General features: G+C 56.3%; 19 protein-coding genes. 10 read left to right on the forward strand and 9 right to left on the reverse strand.

The features are described 5' to 3' along the window. Window positions 1-74 precede the first annotated feature (74 nt). Window positions 75-656 carry a TMEM165/GDT1 family protein gene (locus ACH3PB_RS15695; RefSeq protein ID WP_416396364.1) on the forward strand — a complete coding sequence of 194 codons (582 nt, stop codon included), beginning with the start codon at window positions 75-77 and terminating at the stop codon, window positions 654-656. A gap of 9 nt (window positions 657-665) precedes the next feature. On the opposite strand, the gene ACH3PB_RS15700 is transcribed toward ACH3PB_RS15695, so the two are convergent. Next, entirely contained in the window at window positions 666-1,484 is an 819-nt protein-coding gene (locus ACH3PB_RS15700) for a DUF1206 domain-containing protein (protein ID WP_416396366.1), read from the reverse strand. A gap of 221 nt (window positions 1,485-1,705) precedes the next feature. Between ACH3PB_RS15700 and ACH3PB_RS15705 the strand changes: the two genes are divergently transcribed. Then, window positions 1,706-3,490, forward strand: a complete 1,785-nt coding sequence (locus ACH3PB_RS15705) for a sulfatase-like hydrolase/transferase (protein ID WP_416396367.1) — start codon at window positions 1,706-1,708, stop codon at window positions 3,488-3,490. Here ACH3PB_RS15705 and ACH3PB_RS15710 read toward each other — a convergent pair. After that, a complete protein-coding gene (locus ACH3PB_RS15710) occupies window positions 3,416-4,255 on the reverse strand; it encodes a glycerophosphodiester phosphodiesterase (RefSeq protein WP_416396369.1) in 840 nt (279 codons plus the stop codon). The genes ACH3PB_RS15705 and ACH3PB_RS15710 overlap by 75 nt on opposite strands. An 11-nt stretch (window positions 4,256-4,266) precedes the next feature. Between ACH3PB_RS15710 and ACH3PB_RS15715 the strand changes: the two genes are divergently transcribed. The 5 genes from ACH3PB_RS15715 to ACH3PB_RS15735 all read left to right on the forward strand — a co-directional run bounded on the left by ACH3PB_RS15715 (window position 4,267) and on the right by ACH3PB_RS15735 (window position 8,140). Then, a complete protein-coding gene (locus tag ACH3PB_RS15715; protein ID WP_416396370.1) occupies window positions 4,267-5,280 on the forward strand; it encodes a DMT family transporter in 1,014 nt (337 codons plus the stop codon). Window positions 5,281-5,340: 60 nt separating this feature from the next. Beyond that, window positions 5,341-5,985: a glutathione S-transferase family protein gene (locus tag ACH3PB_RS15720; RefSeq protein ID WP_416396372.1), complete on the forward strand. Its 645-nt coding sequence runs from the start codon at window positions 5,341-5,343 to the stop codon at window positions 5,983-5,985. Window positions 5,986-6,051: 66 nt separating this feature from the next. Continuing rightward, window positions 6,052-6,807: a TerC family protein gene (locus tag ACH3PB_RS15725; RefSeq protein ID WP_416396373.1), complete on the forward strand. Its 756-nt coding sequence runs from the start codon at window positions 6,052-6,054 to the stop codon at window positions 6,805-6,807. A 20-nt stretch (window positions 6,808-6,827) separates the two neighbouring features. After that, a complete protein-coding gene (locus tag ACH3PB_RS15730) occupies window positions 6,828-7,808 on the forward strand; it encodes a DnaJ C-terminal domain-containing protein (protein WP_416396374.1) in 981 nt (326 codons plus the stop codon). Window positions 7,809-7,810: 2 nt separating this feature from the next. After that, window positions 7,811-8,140 (forward strand): chaperone modulator CbpM, encoded by a 330-nt coding sequence (locus ACH3PB_RS15735; RefSeq protein WP_416396375.1) that lies wholly within the window; start codon window positions 7,811-7,813, stop codon window positions 8,138-8,140. A 19-nt stretch (window positions 8,141-8,159) separates the two neighbouring features. Here ACH3PB_RS15735 and ACH3PB_RS15740 read toward each other — a convergent pair whose 3' ends face one another. Next, window positions 8,160-8,546 (reverse strand): NirD/YgiW/YdeI family stress tolerance protein, encoded by a 387-nt coding sequence (locus ACH3PB_RS15740; protein ID WP_416396376.1) that lies wholly within the window; start codon window positions 8,544-8,546, stop codon window positions 8,160-8,162. Window positions 8,547-8,675: 129 nt separating this feature from the next. Continuing rightward, complete coding sequence (locus tag ACH3PB_RS15745) at window positions 8,676-9,650, reverse strand: threonine dehydratase (RefSeq protein ID WP_416396377.1); 975 nt, start codon at window positions 9,648-9,650, stop codon at window positions 8,676-8,678. A 198-nt stretch (window positions 9,651-9,848) separates the two neighbouring features. Between ACH3PB_RS15745 and ACH3PB_RS15750 the strand changes: the two genes are divergently transcribed. Both ACH3PB_RS15750 and ACH3PB_RS15755 read left to right on the forward strand, forming a co-directional pair. Next, complete coding sequence (locus ACH3PB_RS15750) at window positions 9,849-10,856, forward strand: branched-chain amino acid aminotransferase (protein ID WP_416396379.1); 1,008 nt, start codon at window positions 9,849-9,851, stop codon at window positions 10,854-10,856. Window positions 10,857-10,867: 11 nt separating this feature from the next. After that, on the forward strand, window positions 10,868-11,359 hold the full coding sequence (locus tag ACH3PB_RS15755) for a CreA family protein (protein ID WP_416396380.1): 492 nt from the start codon (window positions 10,868-10,870) through the stop codon (window positions 11,357-11,359). A gap of 3 nt (window positions 11,360-11,362) precedes the next feature. Here ACH3PB_RS15755 and ACH3PB_RS15760 read toward each other — a convergent pair whose 3' ends face one another. Together ACH3PB_RS15760 and ACH3PB_RS15765 are read right to left on the reverse strand one after the other, a co-directional pair. After that, window positions 11,363-11,902, reverse strand: coding sequence for a hydrolase (locus tag ACH3PB_RS15760; RefSeq protein ID WP_416396381.1), 540 nt, complete (start codon window positions 11,900-11,902; stop codon window positions 11,363-11,365). A gap of 45 nt (window positions 11,903-11,947) precedes the next feature. Continuing rightward, window positions 11,948-12,460: a DUF2199 domain-containing protein gene (locus ACH3PB_RS15765; RefSeq protein ID WP_416396382.1), complete on the reverse strand. Its 513-nt coding sequence runs from the start codon at window positions 12,458-12,460 to the stop codon at window positions 11,948-11,950. A 218-nt stretch (window positions 12,461-12,678) separates the two neighbouring features. Here ACH3PB_RS15765 and ACH3PB_RS15770 point away from each other — a divergent pair, with 218 nt between their 5' ends. Further along, on the forward strand, window positions 12,679-13,254 hold the full coding sequence (locus tag ACH3PB_RS15770; protein WP_416396383.1) for a hypothetical protein: 576 nt from the start codon (window positions 12,679-12,681) through the stop codon (window positions 13,252-13,254). Between the two features lie 55 nt (window positions 13,255-13,309). Here the strand turns inward: ACH3PB_RS15770 and ACH3PB_RS15775 are convergent, their stop codons facing one another. From ACH3PB_RS15775 to ACH3PB_RS15785, 3 genes are all read right to left on the reverse strand, one after another. Continuing rightward, entirely contained in the window at window positions 13,310-13,924 is a 615-nt protein-coding gene (locus tag ACH3PB_RS15775; RefSeq protein ID WP_416396384.1) for a MarC family protein, read from the reverse strand. A gap of 10 nt (window positions 13,925-13,934) precedes the next feature. Then, window positions 13,935-14,219, reverse strand: a complete 285-nt coding sequence (locus ACH3PB_RS15780; RefSeq protein WP_416396386.1) for a DUF4404 family protein — start codon at window positions 14,217-14,219, stop codon at window positions 13,935-13,937. Window positions 14,220-14,287: 68 nt separating this feature from the next. Next, window positions 14,288-15,367, reverse strand: a complete 1,080-nt coding sequence (locus ACH3PB_RS15785) for a hypothetical protein (RefSeq protein WP_416396387.1) — start codon at window positions 15,365-15,367, stop codon at window positions 14,288-14,290. Between the last annotated feature and the right edge of the window lie 3 nt (window positions 15,368-15,370).

Consider the following 15,370-nt stretch of genomic DNA (forward strand, 5'->3'; position numbering starts at 1 on the left):
CGCGCGCCTATCATGCCGGGCCGTCGACAACGGTCCTTCTACACGCTTGGCTATCTGTACGGAGTATGCGGCTCATGGAAGCCTTTTTCGTGTCTACAGGCATAGTGGCGCTCGCCGAAATAGGCGATAAGACTCAGCTGCTGGCATTTATCCTTGCTGCCCGCTATCGGAAGCCATTGCCTATCGTGCTCGGCATTCTGCTAGCCACCTTACTCAACCATGGCCTCGCTGGAGCGCTTGGCGCCTGGATTACGTCGCTTGCATCACCCGAACACCTGCGGTGGATACTCGGTGTGTCCTTTCTCGCGATGGCGGCGTGGATTCTGGTTCCCGATAAGGTGGAGGAGGGAGACCTGGCGCGTACCCGCTATGGTGCCTTCGTCGCGACACTCATTGCTTTCTTCCTGGCCGAGATGGGCGACAAGACGCAGATCGCGACGGTGGCGCTAGCCGCTCAGTACACAGCATTGCTCGCGGTGGTAGCCGGCACCACGCTCGGCATGATGATCGCGAACGTGCCGGCAGTCTATGTTGGCGAGAAACTGGCCCACCGAATGCCAGTGAAGCTGGTCCATAGTATCGCAGCCATGATATTTGCCGTCATGGGCATCGCGATTCTCGCGGGTATAGGGGCTACATTGGGCCTGGGCAGCTAGCGTCCCGTTTTACTCCAGCCTGGTTCGGCGGTATTTCGCCTCAAAGCCACAGAAGACACCGTAGGCCAACAGGCCCGCGCCGACCAGCGCCAACAACCAGGGCCCGTAAGGCTGCTGCAGCAGGGTCTGTAGCACTTCTTTCATGCCGCCAGCCTCCTGGGGGTCGGTTGTCCAGGCAGCCTGTATGAAGAAGACACCAATAAGGAGATAGACGATACCCCTCGCGGCATACCCACTTCGCCCGGCGTGACAGCTCGCATCGATTTCGTTCTGACTCATCTCACCCCGACGGAACTTGCTGATAAAATCAGCCTTCCAGGCATGCTTGAACTGTACAAAAGCAAAAGCGAGAACCAGCGCACCGAGTAGCCCGACCAGCCATAACCCCCATTCCATGCCCATGAGCCGGGCCGTCATGCTTTCGGTGTTGTCACCGCCTGAGCCCCCGGAACTGTTTCCTGTGACCATCCTGGCTGCCACTACACCGCCTGCGCCATAGATCAAACCCGTGATGACGAAGAAAATGCGCTTGATGTAGCCTTTGGCATCGTCACCCGTGTTTTCGGTGTCCTTCACCGCCTGCACGATGCGCCAGAACGCGTAGCAGATGAGGCCAGCGGCAACGAGACCAAGTAAAACGCGGCCAAAAGGCTGCTGGAGAATTTCCTGGAAAACGCCTTTCTGCGAAAGCTGCTCGCTGCTTTGCGAGCCGAAGGCCGTGAGAATGGCAAGTACGCCGAGCAGTGTGTAGACCACCATCTTGGCACTGTATCCGGCTCTGGCGGCATATTCGATCCAGTCGTTCTTATCCTTATTGTCTGGCTTCATGTCATTTACTCCTGATGTGACTCAAGACTTTACGGCCACAACCATGGATTTGTTCAGCAGCCCACAGAATCAGGCCGGTCTCGTTGACTCTGCACATCGCGTGAGGTTAAATGCGCGCGCTTGTTTGCCCCCAAAAGTCAGGCAAATCAATCCGCCCCGCAGGCCAATCCGGCTTGACGATGTCACAACAGTCTGGCGGGCTCCAGAAAGACGATTCAGTTATGTTTCCAGCATTTACAGCCAACTTTGGCGTGAGAGGCCCCTCCCTGCGCCGGTCGGCGCTGATGGTAGGTCTGGCCACACTGACGACCATTTTGCTATTGGCAGATGATTTTCTTCAGCAGCTCTACACGCCGAACAATCAGGCGGAGCTCGAACTCTCCTACGTCATCGTGCTCTGGATCATAAACCTCTGCCTCTGGCTCAGTGGCCGCCCATGGTTCGTCAATCTCGTATTGATGCTGTTTGCCTTCATGCAGCTCCTGCAGATCTCTCACATCTCTTATGTGGGCGATCCGCTTACGGCCATCGATATCAGTAAAATATTCACCGAGCGCCACGAAATTGGCGGCGCCGTCGAAAGTACCTTCAAAGACCATTGGCCAGCACTTCTGGCCTGGGGCATTCCCTACGGCCTCCTTTTCGCGGCATTCAACTGGGGCATCAGGCACTTCCGGATCGGCCGTTCGTGGATACCTCTGATCATCGTGCTGCTGGTGCTCGGTAGCAAGCCGAACCGTGCCATCACTCGCGATATGCTCGCCTTCATGCCAGGGTCGACGCGCAGTTCACTGCATAACTCCATCAACGTGTTCAGTTATTACGCTGTTCGCATGATGGGCCGCGAGAAAACGATCAAGGGACCAGACTACGCACCCTACTCAGTCAGCCACACCGCGCCCGCCGATCCGCCTGAAAATATATGGGTCCTGATGCCCGACTCCGTCCGGTCCGACCGCCTCGGCGTGGGCGGTTATTACCGCGAGACCACTCCGAATCTATCAGCGCTGTGGGCGCAGGGTGAACTGCAGGCCGCACAAGGCATTGCTGCATCGGTAGCTACCGGCTCGACGCTACCCCTGTTCATGAACGTTACCGCGGAGCCTGGCAACTTCAAGGCGCTCGAGGACGGCACCGCGAACATGTTCCGCCTCGCCAAGGCTGCCGGTTACAAGACCTTCTGGATATCCACACAGGAGTCGAAGATGATGAACGGCATCGGCAGCCGCTTCATCGACGTGCATATCACGAAAGAAGACAACCCCATAGACCTGAGCATGAACGGCGACAAGGCCGTGCTTGATTGGCTGAAAAACCAGGCTTGGGGCGAACGCAACTTCGTGGTTATCAACCTGCGCAGCACTCATTCACCTTACGAGGAGGCCTACGCCACGGAAGACGAAGGGTTTGCCCGCTGGCCAGACGGTGATGAAGTGCCTTACGACACCCGTATGTCGAACGCGTATGACAATGCTGTCGTATACCTCGACCAGATCCTCGCTTCGACGATTCAATACCTGAGCGATAATTTCGATGGTGATCATTTGTGGCTTTTCACCTCAGATCATGGTCAGGAGCTCGGGGAAGACACGCTGTGGGGGCACAACCGCCTCACAGCCAATGTCGCTGGCGTTCCAATTGTGTTGCACCAGAAACATGATGACGACAGTGATACCCCTTATCGACTGCCGGATTCACGGTTTATCAGTCATTACGAGATAGGCCGGTGGTTGCTCGGGACGATGGGTTACCAACTGGACAACCCGAATGAGCAGCAAAACGTACATTACTTCCAGGGCGAGAAGCTGCATGAAGACAACCTGTACATGCAGGTTGTGGAGAATGACGACACGCTCATCTTCTGTCGACCTACGTTGGTGAGCCGGCGTGCCCGCGAGGAGGCCTGCCGACCAGACTTCACCATGCAGGCCCTACCCTGGGGGCAGTACCGGATCGTCGACCGCGACCGCGCAGCTGTCGAAGGCGAAGAAGTCCTTATCCGTTAATACCACGCGAATGTTCGGGTGCCGGGCATAGCGTTCAAAATCTGCCTGCTCGTTAACCGTACTGACGAGAATGGCAATGCCGTCACCGAAGGCATCGGCCACCTTTTCTCCGTATCGATAGTCGTTAATGGACAGGGCACTGAAAGGCCCCCAGGTATAACTCAGTTTCATGAAATACACGTTCAGCCAGAATAACGGCGCTGCATACTTGGCATTCGGACTGATCATATAGCTGGTATGAATCGCTTCATCAGCCAGCCATCCCAGATACAGTGGATTGCGTGACTCCACCAGGGCTCGATCCTGCAGCCCGCTTGCCTTGATGGCAGCAGTCAACTTCGCCACAGCGGTGAGCGCGTCATGAGGCCAGAGACTGCTCAGATTCTTGGCGTCCAGCCAGAGAAAAGTATCTGCCGGGAGAGCTGCAAGAAGCCTGTCCAGCGTCAGCAACTCGCCATTCGTTCGCTGATATGGCTCATCATGAGAAACGATGAACTGCTGAGTGGGCAGGTCGTACAGGATATCGACCTCGACCCCCGATGCCCCCATCGACGCTGCGGCCTCGACACTACCAAGTGTATTCTCCTCATGCTCATTGACGAAGCCGCGATGCGCCCAGGCTTTGTGGCAACCATCGAATAAAGCCGTTGCCTGTGTGACTGCGACGCCATAGCGCCAGTCGATCAGCAACTTGGCGGCGACGAGGAAGGCGACAAATACCACTGCGGCGATCATACGCCGGCGCCAGGCTCTAGCGGCCGTCATGGCAATTTCTCATGTATGCTGATCTCGGAGGCTCATTGAAAGCCGCCATCATAGGACCCCTGTTCGTAAAGGAGAAGCAGACAATTGATGGATCCATCATTTTGAACAAACCCACGCCAACGCCCTGGCTGGCCTATCTGGGCCTTACACTCACTGCGCTGTTCTGGGCCGGCAATGCCGTCGTAGGTCGCAGCGTTGTCGATACGATTCCACCGCTGTCGCTGTCGTTCTACCGCTGGTCGATTGCCCTGTGCATTCTGCTTCCATTCGGCCTGACTGGCGTATGGCGACAAAGGCAGGTCATCGCCGAACACTTCTGGCCACTGCTACTGCTGTCTGCCCTGAGCGTGGGCGCGTTCAATACGCTACTGTACCTTTCCGCACTGACGACGACGGCGCTGAACATCTCACTCGTGGCTTCGACCATTCCGATCATGGTGGCCTTTCTGGCCTGGCTGATTCTCGGAGAGCGACTCAGACTGTCCCAAACTCTCGGCATACTGCTGGCCTTGCTGGGTATACTCGTCGTCATCAGCCGGGGACAGTGGTCGACGCTGAGTGAGCTCAGTTTTCATCCTGGAGACCTGATCATGGTCGCAGCAGTAAGCTGCTGGGGGCTGTTTTCAGTACTGTTGCGACGTCACGCAGTGCCGCTCGCACCGCTGACCTTCCTGACAGTACAGGTCGGCCTTGGCGTGCTGGTCATATCCCCTTTCTACCTGGTCGATCTGCTGTTCATCTCAGGTGGCTTCGTAGTCGATGCCAGCGTGATTCCCCCGCTGGCCTACGTCGCCATCTTTCCGGGTCTGCTGGCCTACGCGTTCTGGAATAACGGCGTGCACAGCATCGGACCCTCGCGTGCAGCAGTGTTCATGTATCTTGGCCCGATATTTACTGCGATGCTGGCAGGCCTTTTCCTCGGCGAGCGCATGAGCCTGTTCTACATCACAGGGGGCATTCTGATATTGGCCGGCCTCCTGCTCACTACGCGTCAGGTGCCGATCTCGCCTGCTGCTGTTCCTTGACGCAGCCACACGGTATATTTCCTGCGTTTTCAACACCACATTTTCAAGGGATGCTGAGTCATGGAACTCGTTATCGGGAATAAAAACTACTCCTCCTGGTCGCTGAGACCCTGGCTTCTGCTGCGCGCTCACGGCATCGATTTCGCAGAAGTGATGATCCCGCTGGCAACAGACACGACGGCCGACGAAATACGCCAGTACACGGGTGCAGGCAAGGTCCCTGTGCTTTTGGACAATGGGCTCACGATCTGGGACTCGCTGGCCATCTGCGAATATGTCTCGGAGCAGTATCTGACCGGAAAGGGGTGGCCAACAGACCTGACGAAGCGTGCAGAGGCACGTGCCTGCAGTGCAGAAATGCATTCAGGCTTTGCCGCCCTCAGGGAGACCATGCCGATGAACTGTCGCGCCACCGGGCGCCAGGTACCGTCCAGCAGTGCGCTGATCAACGATATCCAGCGTATCGATTCGCTGTGGTCTCAGATGCTGCGACGCCACGGCGGGCCATGGTTATTCGGCGAATTCTCGATTGCCGACTGTATGTTTGCTCCGGTGGTCTTCCGATTTGCCACCTATGCCGTCGACATTTCATCTCAATCCCGTGAGTACATGGCCGTCGTACTGGCTCATCCAGCGATGCAGGAATGGCTTACGGCAGCGCGGTCGGAAGCCGCCACAATTAACAGGTCGGAAGTCGGTCAGTGACCGCCCGGCCAACTGATCGCTTTCACCTTTGAACGACTCAATTCTGACACCCTTAGAGAACATAGCATGGAATGGTTAAGCTGGATTTCTGACCCACAGGCATGGATTGCGCTCGCCACGCTGACAGCACTCGAGATCGTGCTCGGTATCGACAACATCATCTTCATCACCATTCTGGTAAGCCGCCTACCTGAAGAACAACGCCAGAGAGCGCGCACGTTTGGTCTCGCCCTGGCGATGATCACGCGCATTGCGCTGCTGCTATCACTGGCCTGGGTCATGGGGCTTACTGATCCACTGTTCACTGTGCTGGGCGAGGAAATATCAGGGCGCGACCTCATACTGCTTCTGGGCGGACTATTCCTTGTAGCCAAGAGTACCCATGAAATACACAACAGCCTGGAGGAGCCTGACGATACAGAAGATGTGAAGGTCCAGGCAGGCAAGAACTTCGTGTCAACACTGGTGCAGATCGCAATTCTGGATATCGTTTTCTCACTCGATTCGGTCATCACTGCGGTTGGTATGGCCGATCATATCCCGGTTATGGTCATCGCGATCATACTGGCCGTTCTGGTGATGATGCTGTCTGCAAAATCGATTGGTGAGTTTGTTGAGAAGCATCCAACACTGAAGATGCTGGCACTGAGCTTCCTCATTCTCGTCGGCGTAGCACTGATAGGAGAGAGCTTCGATATGCATATTCCAAAGGGCTACATCTACTTTGCCATGGCCTTCTCGGTCTTGGTCGAGATGCTTAACATCAGGCTCTCAAAACGCCGGGCGCCGCCGGTTAAACTGAGAAAACAGATTGATGACTAGCAATCAAGGAGTTATCAGCGATGGAGTTCAAGGATTATTACGCTGTGTTGGGGGTCGATCCCTCAGCTGACGACAAGGCCATCAAGACGGCCTATAGAAAGCTGGCGCGGCAGTATCATCCTGATGTGAGCAAGGCGACGGACGCGGAGACCAGGTTCAAGGAGGTTTCCGAGGCCTACGAGGTGCTGAAGAACCGTGACAAGCGCGCTGAATATGATGCACTGAGAGAGGCTCGTCAGCGCGGCTACGGCGGCCGTGCAGGGGCTCACGGCCAGGCACGCGGCGGCTTTGCTGGCGCTGGCGCTGGCGCTGGCGCTGGCGAACAGTTTGCGTCGGATACCGATTTCACCGACTTTTTCAACTCCATCTTCGGCGGCGCTGGTGCAGAGGCTGGTTTCGGCCGACACCAATCGAGACGGGATTCATTCCAGCAAAAGGGCCGGGATTTCGAGATGGAGTGGCCGGTTCTGCTCGAGGAAACCCTCACGGACCGGACCGTACCTGTGGACTTTTCCGTGCCGCAGACAGATGGGCGCGGACAGGTCCAGGAAACCCGGAAGTCGCTGAAGGTAAAGATCCCGGCTGGCGTGCGGGACGGTGAGCGCATCCGTTTGAAGGGCCAGGGCGGCCCGGGCATGGGGAATGGCCCCAGTGGTGATCTCTACCTGCACATCCGCCTGGTTCCGCACCCGCTATTTGATGTCGAGGGTGACAATCTCGTACTCACGCTACCATTGGCACCTTGGGAGGCTGCACTCGGCACCAAGGTCACCGTGCCCACCCTGACCGGCAAGGTGAATCTGAGCATCCCGCCCAAGAGCCAGTCTGGCCAGCGCCTGCGCATCAAGGGCAAGGGCCTCGTCGGCAAGCACGGCACTGGCGATCTGTATGCGGTTCTGAAGATCGTACTGCCCAGAACAGATAGTGACGATGTGAAAAAACTCTGGAGCCAACTGGCCGAGCAGGCGAGTTTCGACCCACGAGAAGAATGGAGCATATAGCCATGACAGATGCTGCCAACGTGCACTCACCAAGTCTACAGATGAGCCTCGAAGAACTATGCGAATCGGCACATCTCCCCGTGGAGTACCTGGTAGAGCTGGTGCAGTACAAGATCGCGCTGCCGATTGCTGGCACCGAACCTCACCAATGGCAGTTCAGCGTTGCTGCCGTCACACGCGTGAACAAGGCGGCCCGGCTGCACCGAGACCTGGAAATGGATTGGGCAGACATTGGCCTGGTACTGGACCTACTGGAGGACATCGAGCATCTGAAGGTGGAGAACAATCGGCTCCGACAACAACTGAACAGGCTGCTGACAGTCGTCCAGTAGGCAGACTGGATGCCCCTGGCTAGATATCAAGCTCTCGGTCGCGACCGAGGACAGGTTGCTGCCTCGTCGGCAGCCCTTGGTCGATGACCTCGAGACTACTCACATCCACGGTGACCGATTCGAACTCCACTTCAACTTCCCCGGTGAGCCGAATCTTCATTTCAGGTGTAATTTCTGTACCACCGAATGCAGCTGACTCGATTTCCACCTGCAGGTCGCCGGTATGGTCCTTGAACCAGTAGCGCTCTTCATCGACTTGTTTCACCAGAAAGCCGGTCAGCGAAACTTCGCGATCCTCTTCTCGTTCTTCAATAACCTGCTCGACTGTAGTGTCAGCCTCGTTTGCGCCAGCCCCAGTAAACTCGGCATAGGCCTGGGTGCTTGCGAACAAAAGCAGCAATGACATTGAAATAGTCCTGTTCATTAGCAGTCTCCTGATCTTCCAAGGTGCTATTAATTTCGACCCGCCACCAGCGCCGTAGTGGGCTCTGATATATGTCGTACTTTCCAGAAGGCATACGCAAGACCGGCCACTTTACGCTACCTGCGGCGTTCCACCTGCCAGCACCACTGTCAGAATATCGGTATCGATATTACCGCCGCAGAGGATGACGCCGACTTTGCAGTCGGCCATTTCGTGGCGCTCCTGTAACAAGGCCGCCAGCGGTGCAGCGCCAGCACCCTCCGCGACATTGTGGGTACACCTGTAATAGCAGCGTATAGCTTCTGCAATTTCGTCATCGCTTACCGCTACAATCCGGTCAGCACCTTCCGAATATATCCTGAAAGCCTCCAGCACGGGCACCCGCACGGCGACACCATCGGCAAAGGTTGACGCAGAGGAGGTTTCAGTCAGCAGTCCGGTATCAAACGACTGTTTTGCCGCCGGCGCGCCAGTTGATACGACGCCAACAATCTTCGTCGACAGGCCGAGTGCGTCACGGGCCAGAATAGTTCCGCAAATGCCCGACCCGCAGCCGATTGGCACATACACGGTATCCAGATCCGGTGCGGCCGCAAACAGTTCCATCGCGTAGCTGGCCACGCCCTTGACGATTTCCAGATGAAACGCTGGCACCATATACAGGTGTTGCTCCTCTGCCAGCCGTCTGGCTTCGCTGCGCGCTGCATCAAAATCGGCCCCGAATTCGATGAGCTCTGCGCCGAAAGCTTGCATGGCTGCGTTCTTCTCGCGAGAGTTGTTTTTCGGCACCACGATGGTCGAGCGCAATCCCGCCATCGTCGCTGCTCTCGCCTGGCTCTGCCCATGATTGCCCCGCGTCGCGGTGATAATACCTTCGACTTCGGGGTGTTCACGCTTCAGCCAGTCGATGAACGTAATGCCGCCGCGGATCTTGAAAGCGCCGGTTGCAGTATGGTTTTCGTGCTTCACCCAGACCTCGGCACCGACCTCCTGATTCAGAAGCGGCCAAACGATCTGTGGCGTAGGGGGCATGCTGGCGTGGACAAGCGCCGCTGATTTCTCGAGTTCTCCGAGGGTGACTGACATTGTTCGACCATCCTGTCTGCTTGCGGTTTCCAATTTGATTGCAGCCCAATACTAAACCATGTAAACCCATTTAACCCGCAGAGCATATCTGCTGGCGAGGCACTGTTACTCCTTCGCTGTTTACAGTAAATTAGCAGCATCAATATCTTGCTGGCGCTGAGCCTGTCTCAGGTGCCGAGCTACTCTCGGGAATATTCAATGACAGCGTTTGGCAGTGTCTTCATGCCTGAAATGGCAGCAGCCCGTTTCAACGGCACCTCCTGGACTCCGGCGGAAATCGTGTCCGGCGAACGAATCGAACTCCACCCCGGCGCGCACGTGTTGCAGTATGCCAGCACCTGCTTCGAGGGGCTCAAGGCCTTTCGACATGCTGACGGCAGCGTGAAAATATTCAGGATGGACCGGAACGTAGCACGTCTTGGACAGAGCACCGAGCTGCTGGGTATGCCAGCCATCGACAAGCCTGCCGTGAGTCAGATGATTCTCGACATCGTCGGTCGCTTCGCCTCGCAGGTTCCCGAACCACCCGGCTCCATGTACATCAGGCCGACACATATCGGTACCGAGGCGGCCATCGGCAAGGCGGCTGCCTCTACGGCCACCTCACTGCTGTATGTCATGCTGTCACCGGTGGGGGATTATTTCGCTGGCAATGACAAGACGCTCAGGCTGTTGCTCGACGATGACGGCATGCGTTGCGCGCCGCACATGGGGACCGTGAAGTGCGGCGGCAATTATGCCAGCGCCCTGCTCGCCATTCAGCGCGCCAAGGCCACGGTTCAGGCCGATCAGGTCCTGTTCTGCCCCGGTGGCGATGTTCAGGAAACCGGTGCCGCAAATTTCCTCCTCATCGACGGCAACGAGGTGATCACCAAGGCGCTGGACCAGAGTTTTCTGCACGGTGTGACCCGGGATTCGATTCTTACCCTAGCAAGGGATATGGGCTTCGATGTCCAGGAGCGCGCGCTCTCGGTCGATGAACTTCTCGAGCGGGCAACGAAGCCAGGTTGTGAGGCCGCGCTTTCAGGCACGGCTGCAGTTCTGGCGCCGGTGGGTACCTTGCTGCACAACGGTCAGGAATACACAGTCGGTGATGGTAAGGCGGGCAAGTCCACCAGACGGCTGCGCCAGGCTCTCAACGATATTCAATGGGGGCGTGCCGAAGACTCACATGGCTGGCTCACAGCCGTCGAGACAAAGGCTTGAGGTTGCCGGCTTTGTTACACAGGACCCGCCTGAAAGCGGGTCTTGCCATTGTGTTGGCGGCGACAGCGCTGTCAGCCTGTAACGACGACGAAGTCGGCGATGTATCGCTCGGCCTGTTCACAACAAAGGATATCAAGATCGAGATCCTGCAGGACCCCGAGGTGCCGGGCGTAACCTGTCATATCTCCAGCATCGAAGCCAATCTGCAGTTCAGCGATCCTTCAGACATGAGCATCGCCTGTCGTCAGACGGGCGAAATCACGGCGGAAATGATTGCAGCCATAGACAAGTCGAAGAGCGGCGATATCGTCTTCCGTAAATCGAAGTCCGTGTTCTTCAAGACGCTGAAGATTCGAAGAGTGCTGGACCAGCAATCGCAGTCGCTGATGTATATCGCCTATAGCACCAAGGAGACCAGCGGCAGCTACAAGCACAGCCTCTCTACGGTGCCGTTGTGGGGCACCAAAGCCTATGGCGCCCTGGCGAAGCCGGAAGGCAGCTGACTGCTAGCGAACCAGGCGGCTGATATCGCGAAACTCCTCCGCCTCGGCTGTTCTCAGCATTTCGAATAGGCACATTTCCGTGGTCGTCACATCGGCGCCTGCCAGCCGCATCTTGTGCAGAGCCAGCTTCTTGTTCTCCACTTTACGAGAACTCACCGCGTCTGCAATGACATGCACTTCCAGCAGGTTCTCCAACAGGTCGACCACGGTTTGGTACACACAGACGTGGGTCTCGATACCGACGACCAATACCTGACGACGACGCGTATCCGCGAGCGCTGAATTGAAGGCATCGCTACCGAGACAGCTGAAACTCGTCTTCGCCATTGGCGACTGTGCGCTCAGCAGCTCCGCAATCTCCGGCACTGTCTCACCAAGCTTGTCCGGAACCTGTTCATTCCAGAGGATTGGTATGTCCAGCTTCTGGCAGGCCTGAATCATTATTCTGATATTCGCAATGAGGCTGTCATGGTCGTGCATCAGCGAGGCCAGGCGCCCCTGAACATCGACGATGACTAATACGGCGTCAACTGAACTCAACATTTCATGTGCCTTTATAAGCTGGAGTATTGTTCGAGGGAGTACCGTTCAATGAAGCGCCGTGCGTGGTAACACAGCTGCGAGGCTCGGTCTCGGGTGAAACTCGTGTACCCGCTCCAGCGCATAGCCCGTGCGCTGGTCCTGCCCAAGACTATGCTCGGCGTCCACTACGGTAATGGCCGGCCGCTGAGTCGCTGTACCCAGTTGCACGGAAACGCCCAGACCTCTCGTTCCGGAATAGCCAGCCATTTCGTTGGCCAGTATGCCGAGGAACGGCCTCTGCCGTGAATTATCGCGTTCGTAGGCTCGTACATAGGCAAAGAAATCCTCACCTGGGACTTCCGCCCATACGCCCCATTCGAAAAACCTGTCGCTGTCCCTGATCGCGATGCGGATGATGCCTCTGAGAAAATAGCGATCATCCAGCTTGCAGAGATCCGCATCGATTTGAGCTCTGGCAAGCCGCTCAGCCGGGCTGATTCGCCAGATGGCATCCGGCATTTGATAGGCCCTGTCCAGAGCAAATGTACTGATATCTTTACCGCAGCAGCTGCAGTTCATGTCGTGGCTCCGTCCGTCAAATGATTCATGCGCCTATGAGTGTCCCGTCATCAACCTGTTATAGCACAGGCTGACCTGCGGGGCAGCGCCGCTTTAGCCTGAATCTGCAGGTACGGCCGGCCGTGCTGTGTGGTCCAGCGAACTGCACGCCACTATGGCAGAAGCGCTGAACTTAAGATTAAACTGAGGTCACTTTTCCGTCACCAGGAGACGCTCTCATGATCTGCAAACGTGCACTATTCATTGCTGCCGGACTCGCGCTGGCCTCTGCGGCTGCGATCGCAGACGAAATAACCGAAGCCATTGATACCGGTCTGAGCGCGTACAAGGATGGCGACATGTCGACGGCGGCCAGTCAGCTCGACTATGCCTCAACCCTCATTCGCCAGAAGAAAGCCGAGCAGATTACTGGTGTTTTCCCTGAGCCATTGAGCGGCTGGACAGCCGAGGATGCACAGAGTGAGAGCTCGGGGGCAGCGATGTTCGGTGGCGGTATTTCGGCAAACCGAAGCTACCAGAAAGGTGATTCTTACCTGACGATCGAGCTGGTTATGGACTCGCCCATGCTGCAGTCGATGATGGGCATGTTCAACAATCCTTCGATGATCGCCATGCAGGGTGGAAAGCTTATCAAGATCGCTGGCAACAATGCCATGCTCGAAGAAGATGGTGAGCGCACAAAGATCGTTTTCGTGGCCAATAATACGGCGCTGTTTACGCTCACTGGCGATGGTATGAAAGCTGACGAAGTGAAAGCCTACGCCAACGCCATCAAACTCGACAAACTAAAGTAAGCAAGCTGCCGGAACAGCCAAGGCAGCACCGGTCATAACCGGCGCTGCCTCGGTATCAAGCCATGAGCCACAGGTTGTGCACGCCGTCATAGACGAACTGCACGGCCAGTGCAGCAAGTATGACACCGAGAAAACGGCGCAAAATCTCATCGCCCGTCTTGCCAATCACGCGTTTGAGATAACGCGCCACCAGCATCAGCACGAAGGTCAGCAGCAGCGTGCTGGCAATCGCCGCAGTTATGGCCAGCTGTCCTTCAGTGTTTGCCGCTCGTGAAAAGAGCAGTATGGCCAATGTCAGCGAGCCGGGACCAGCCAGTAGCGGGATGGACATCGGATACACCGAGATATCTTCCTTACTGGTGTGGACGGTAAAACGAATTTCACCGGTTATCATTCTAAAGGCCGTGAAAAACAGTAAAAAGCCCCCGGAGATCCGCAGGGCATTGATGTTAATACCGAGCTGATGGAATAGCGCCTCGCCATACAGACCGAACACGATAAGCAGCGTGCCGCTGATCAATACCGACTTGATGGCCATGACCAGTCGGTGCTGGCGCTCCTCTGCAGGTAGCAGCGAATGGAAGATCAACGCAGCACCGATCGGATCGATGATCACGAACAGTGCTGTGAGTGCGTTGAGGTATAAGGAGAGGAAGCTGTCGGGAGTCACCTGGGCGGCATCAGATACCGATACGCGCCAGCGTGTTGATGATTTCGCGCATTACGCGCTCGGCAGTGGGATGCTCTGCCGCAAAGCGGGTTTCCAATAGCGTGGCTTGCTCGGCAATCTGTGTGGTGTCCGCGCCGTCCATATCACGATCGGCGTCATCCGAATCGATGTCATGAACAGACTGCACCTCAGCCTCCAGATCCTCGATCATTCTGCGGGTTTCAGGGTCGAGATCAGTAGTCCTGATCTCGTCCTGAAGCTGATTCAGCAGCAGCCTGATATTTTGAATGCTCATCGTTCGAATGCTCCTGGTATGCAGATACGTACAGCATACTACGAGTTGCTCCGAAGGTCAGACGCAATCTACTGACGGTTCTGCAAAGTAAAGTCGGCGGGTACGGCGAACTGACTATCACGAATCGGTTTTTCGGCGGCCGAAGTCACTTCGTAGATATATCGCACGTTAGGATCGGTCTTGTCGCCAGTGACCAATTTCTCGGCCTGCTTGCTGAAGAAGCCACCAACCACATCCATAGCCTGGTCTTCAATCGAACCACCGCTCACGGTTGTAGACTTCGGCGCCCGCGCCTCCTGGCAGGCGTTAGTTTCGGAGTACCATTCCACCTTGATAGACAGCGGGTATCCCTCTATTTTCGCCAGCGATCTGGTAAAGTCATTGAACTCCTCAGCATCGGTCCTCTTGATGTCGCCTGTAAAAGCACTCAGCGCACGAACGCCTTCCTTGCCCAGCAAACGGATCATGGGATCGTTCGCCTCAGTCGCCTTGAGGTAGCCCTCGGTAAATTCGCGATGCGTTCGCCACACTGACTCCTTCGACTCGTCAGGATCGGTGGTCCAGAAAACAAAGCTCACCGTGCTCTTGTCCTTACGCTTGGCGGTGTCCTGGAATTCGGTGATCCAGTCGAGCGTATATTCCTTGGCTTCCATACCGGAGATCACGCGGGTCTTGCCGGTCGCCTTGACCTCAGTATCGTTGCGGACGAGCTCGACCTTACAGTCAAGCTCATCGTAACTTTCATAATCTTCGGTGTCGTCCTCTTCGCTGGACTGCATTTTTTCGTTCCAGGCATCCAGCCCGGAAATACAGCCGGTCAGACTGCACTCTTGATAGGTTTCATTGTCGAAATCGACCTGCCATACAAGATTCTTGTCCAGCCTGAAAATGTCCTGAACATCAGAGTTGAGCCAGCGCATGACGAAGCTGTCGAACTCGGTCTTCTGCTTCAGGCTACGCATGTCACTTCTGGTATACACAGTCTGAACGCCGCTGAAATCCGGCACGAAGCGCCCATTGACTGAGAACTTTGCTTCCACCACCGCAGTCGGGTGAGCTGGAGTGGTGTCCACGGTCTTTCCGGCGCAGGCCGTGAGTACAGTGCAGCAGCCAATGACTGCCAAAGCGTTCAGACGTGTATTTTTCATTGC

It is taken from the genome of Allohahella sp. A8 (assembly GCF_047946665.1).
Classification (GTDB): Bacteria; Pseudomonadota; Gammaproteobacteria; order Pseudomonadales; family Oleiphilaceae; genus Allohahella.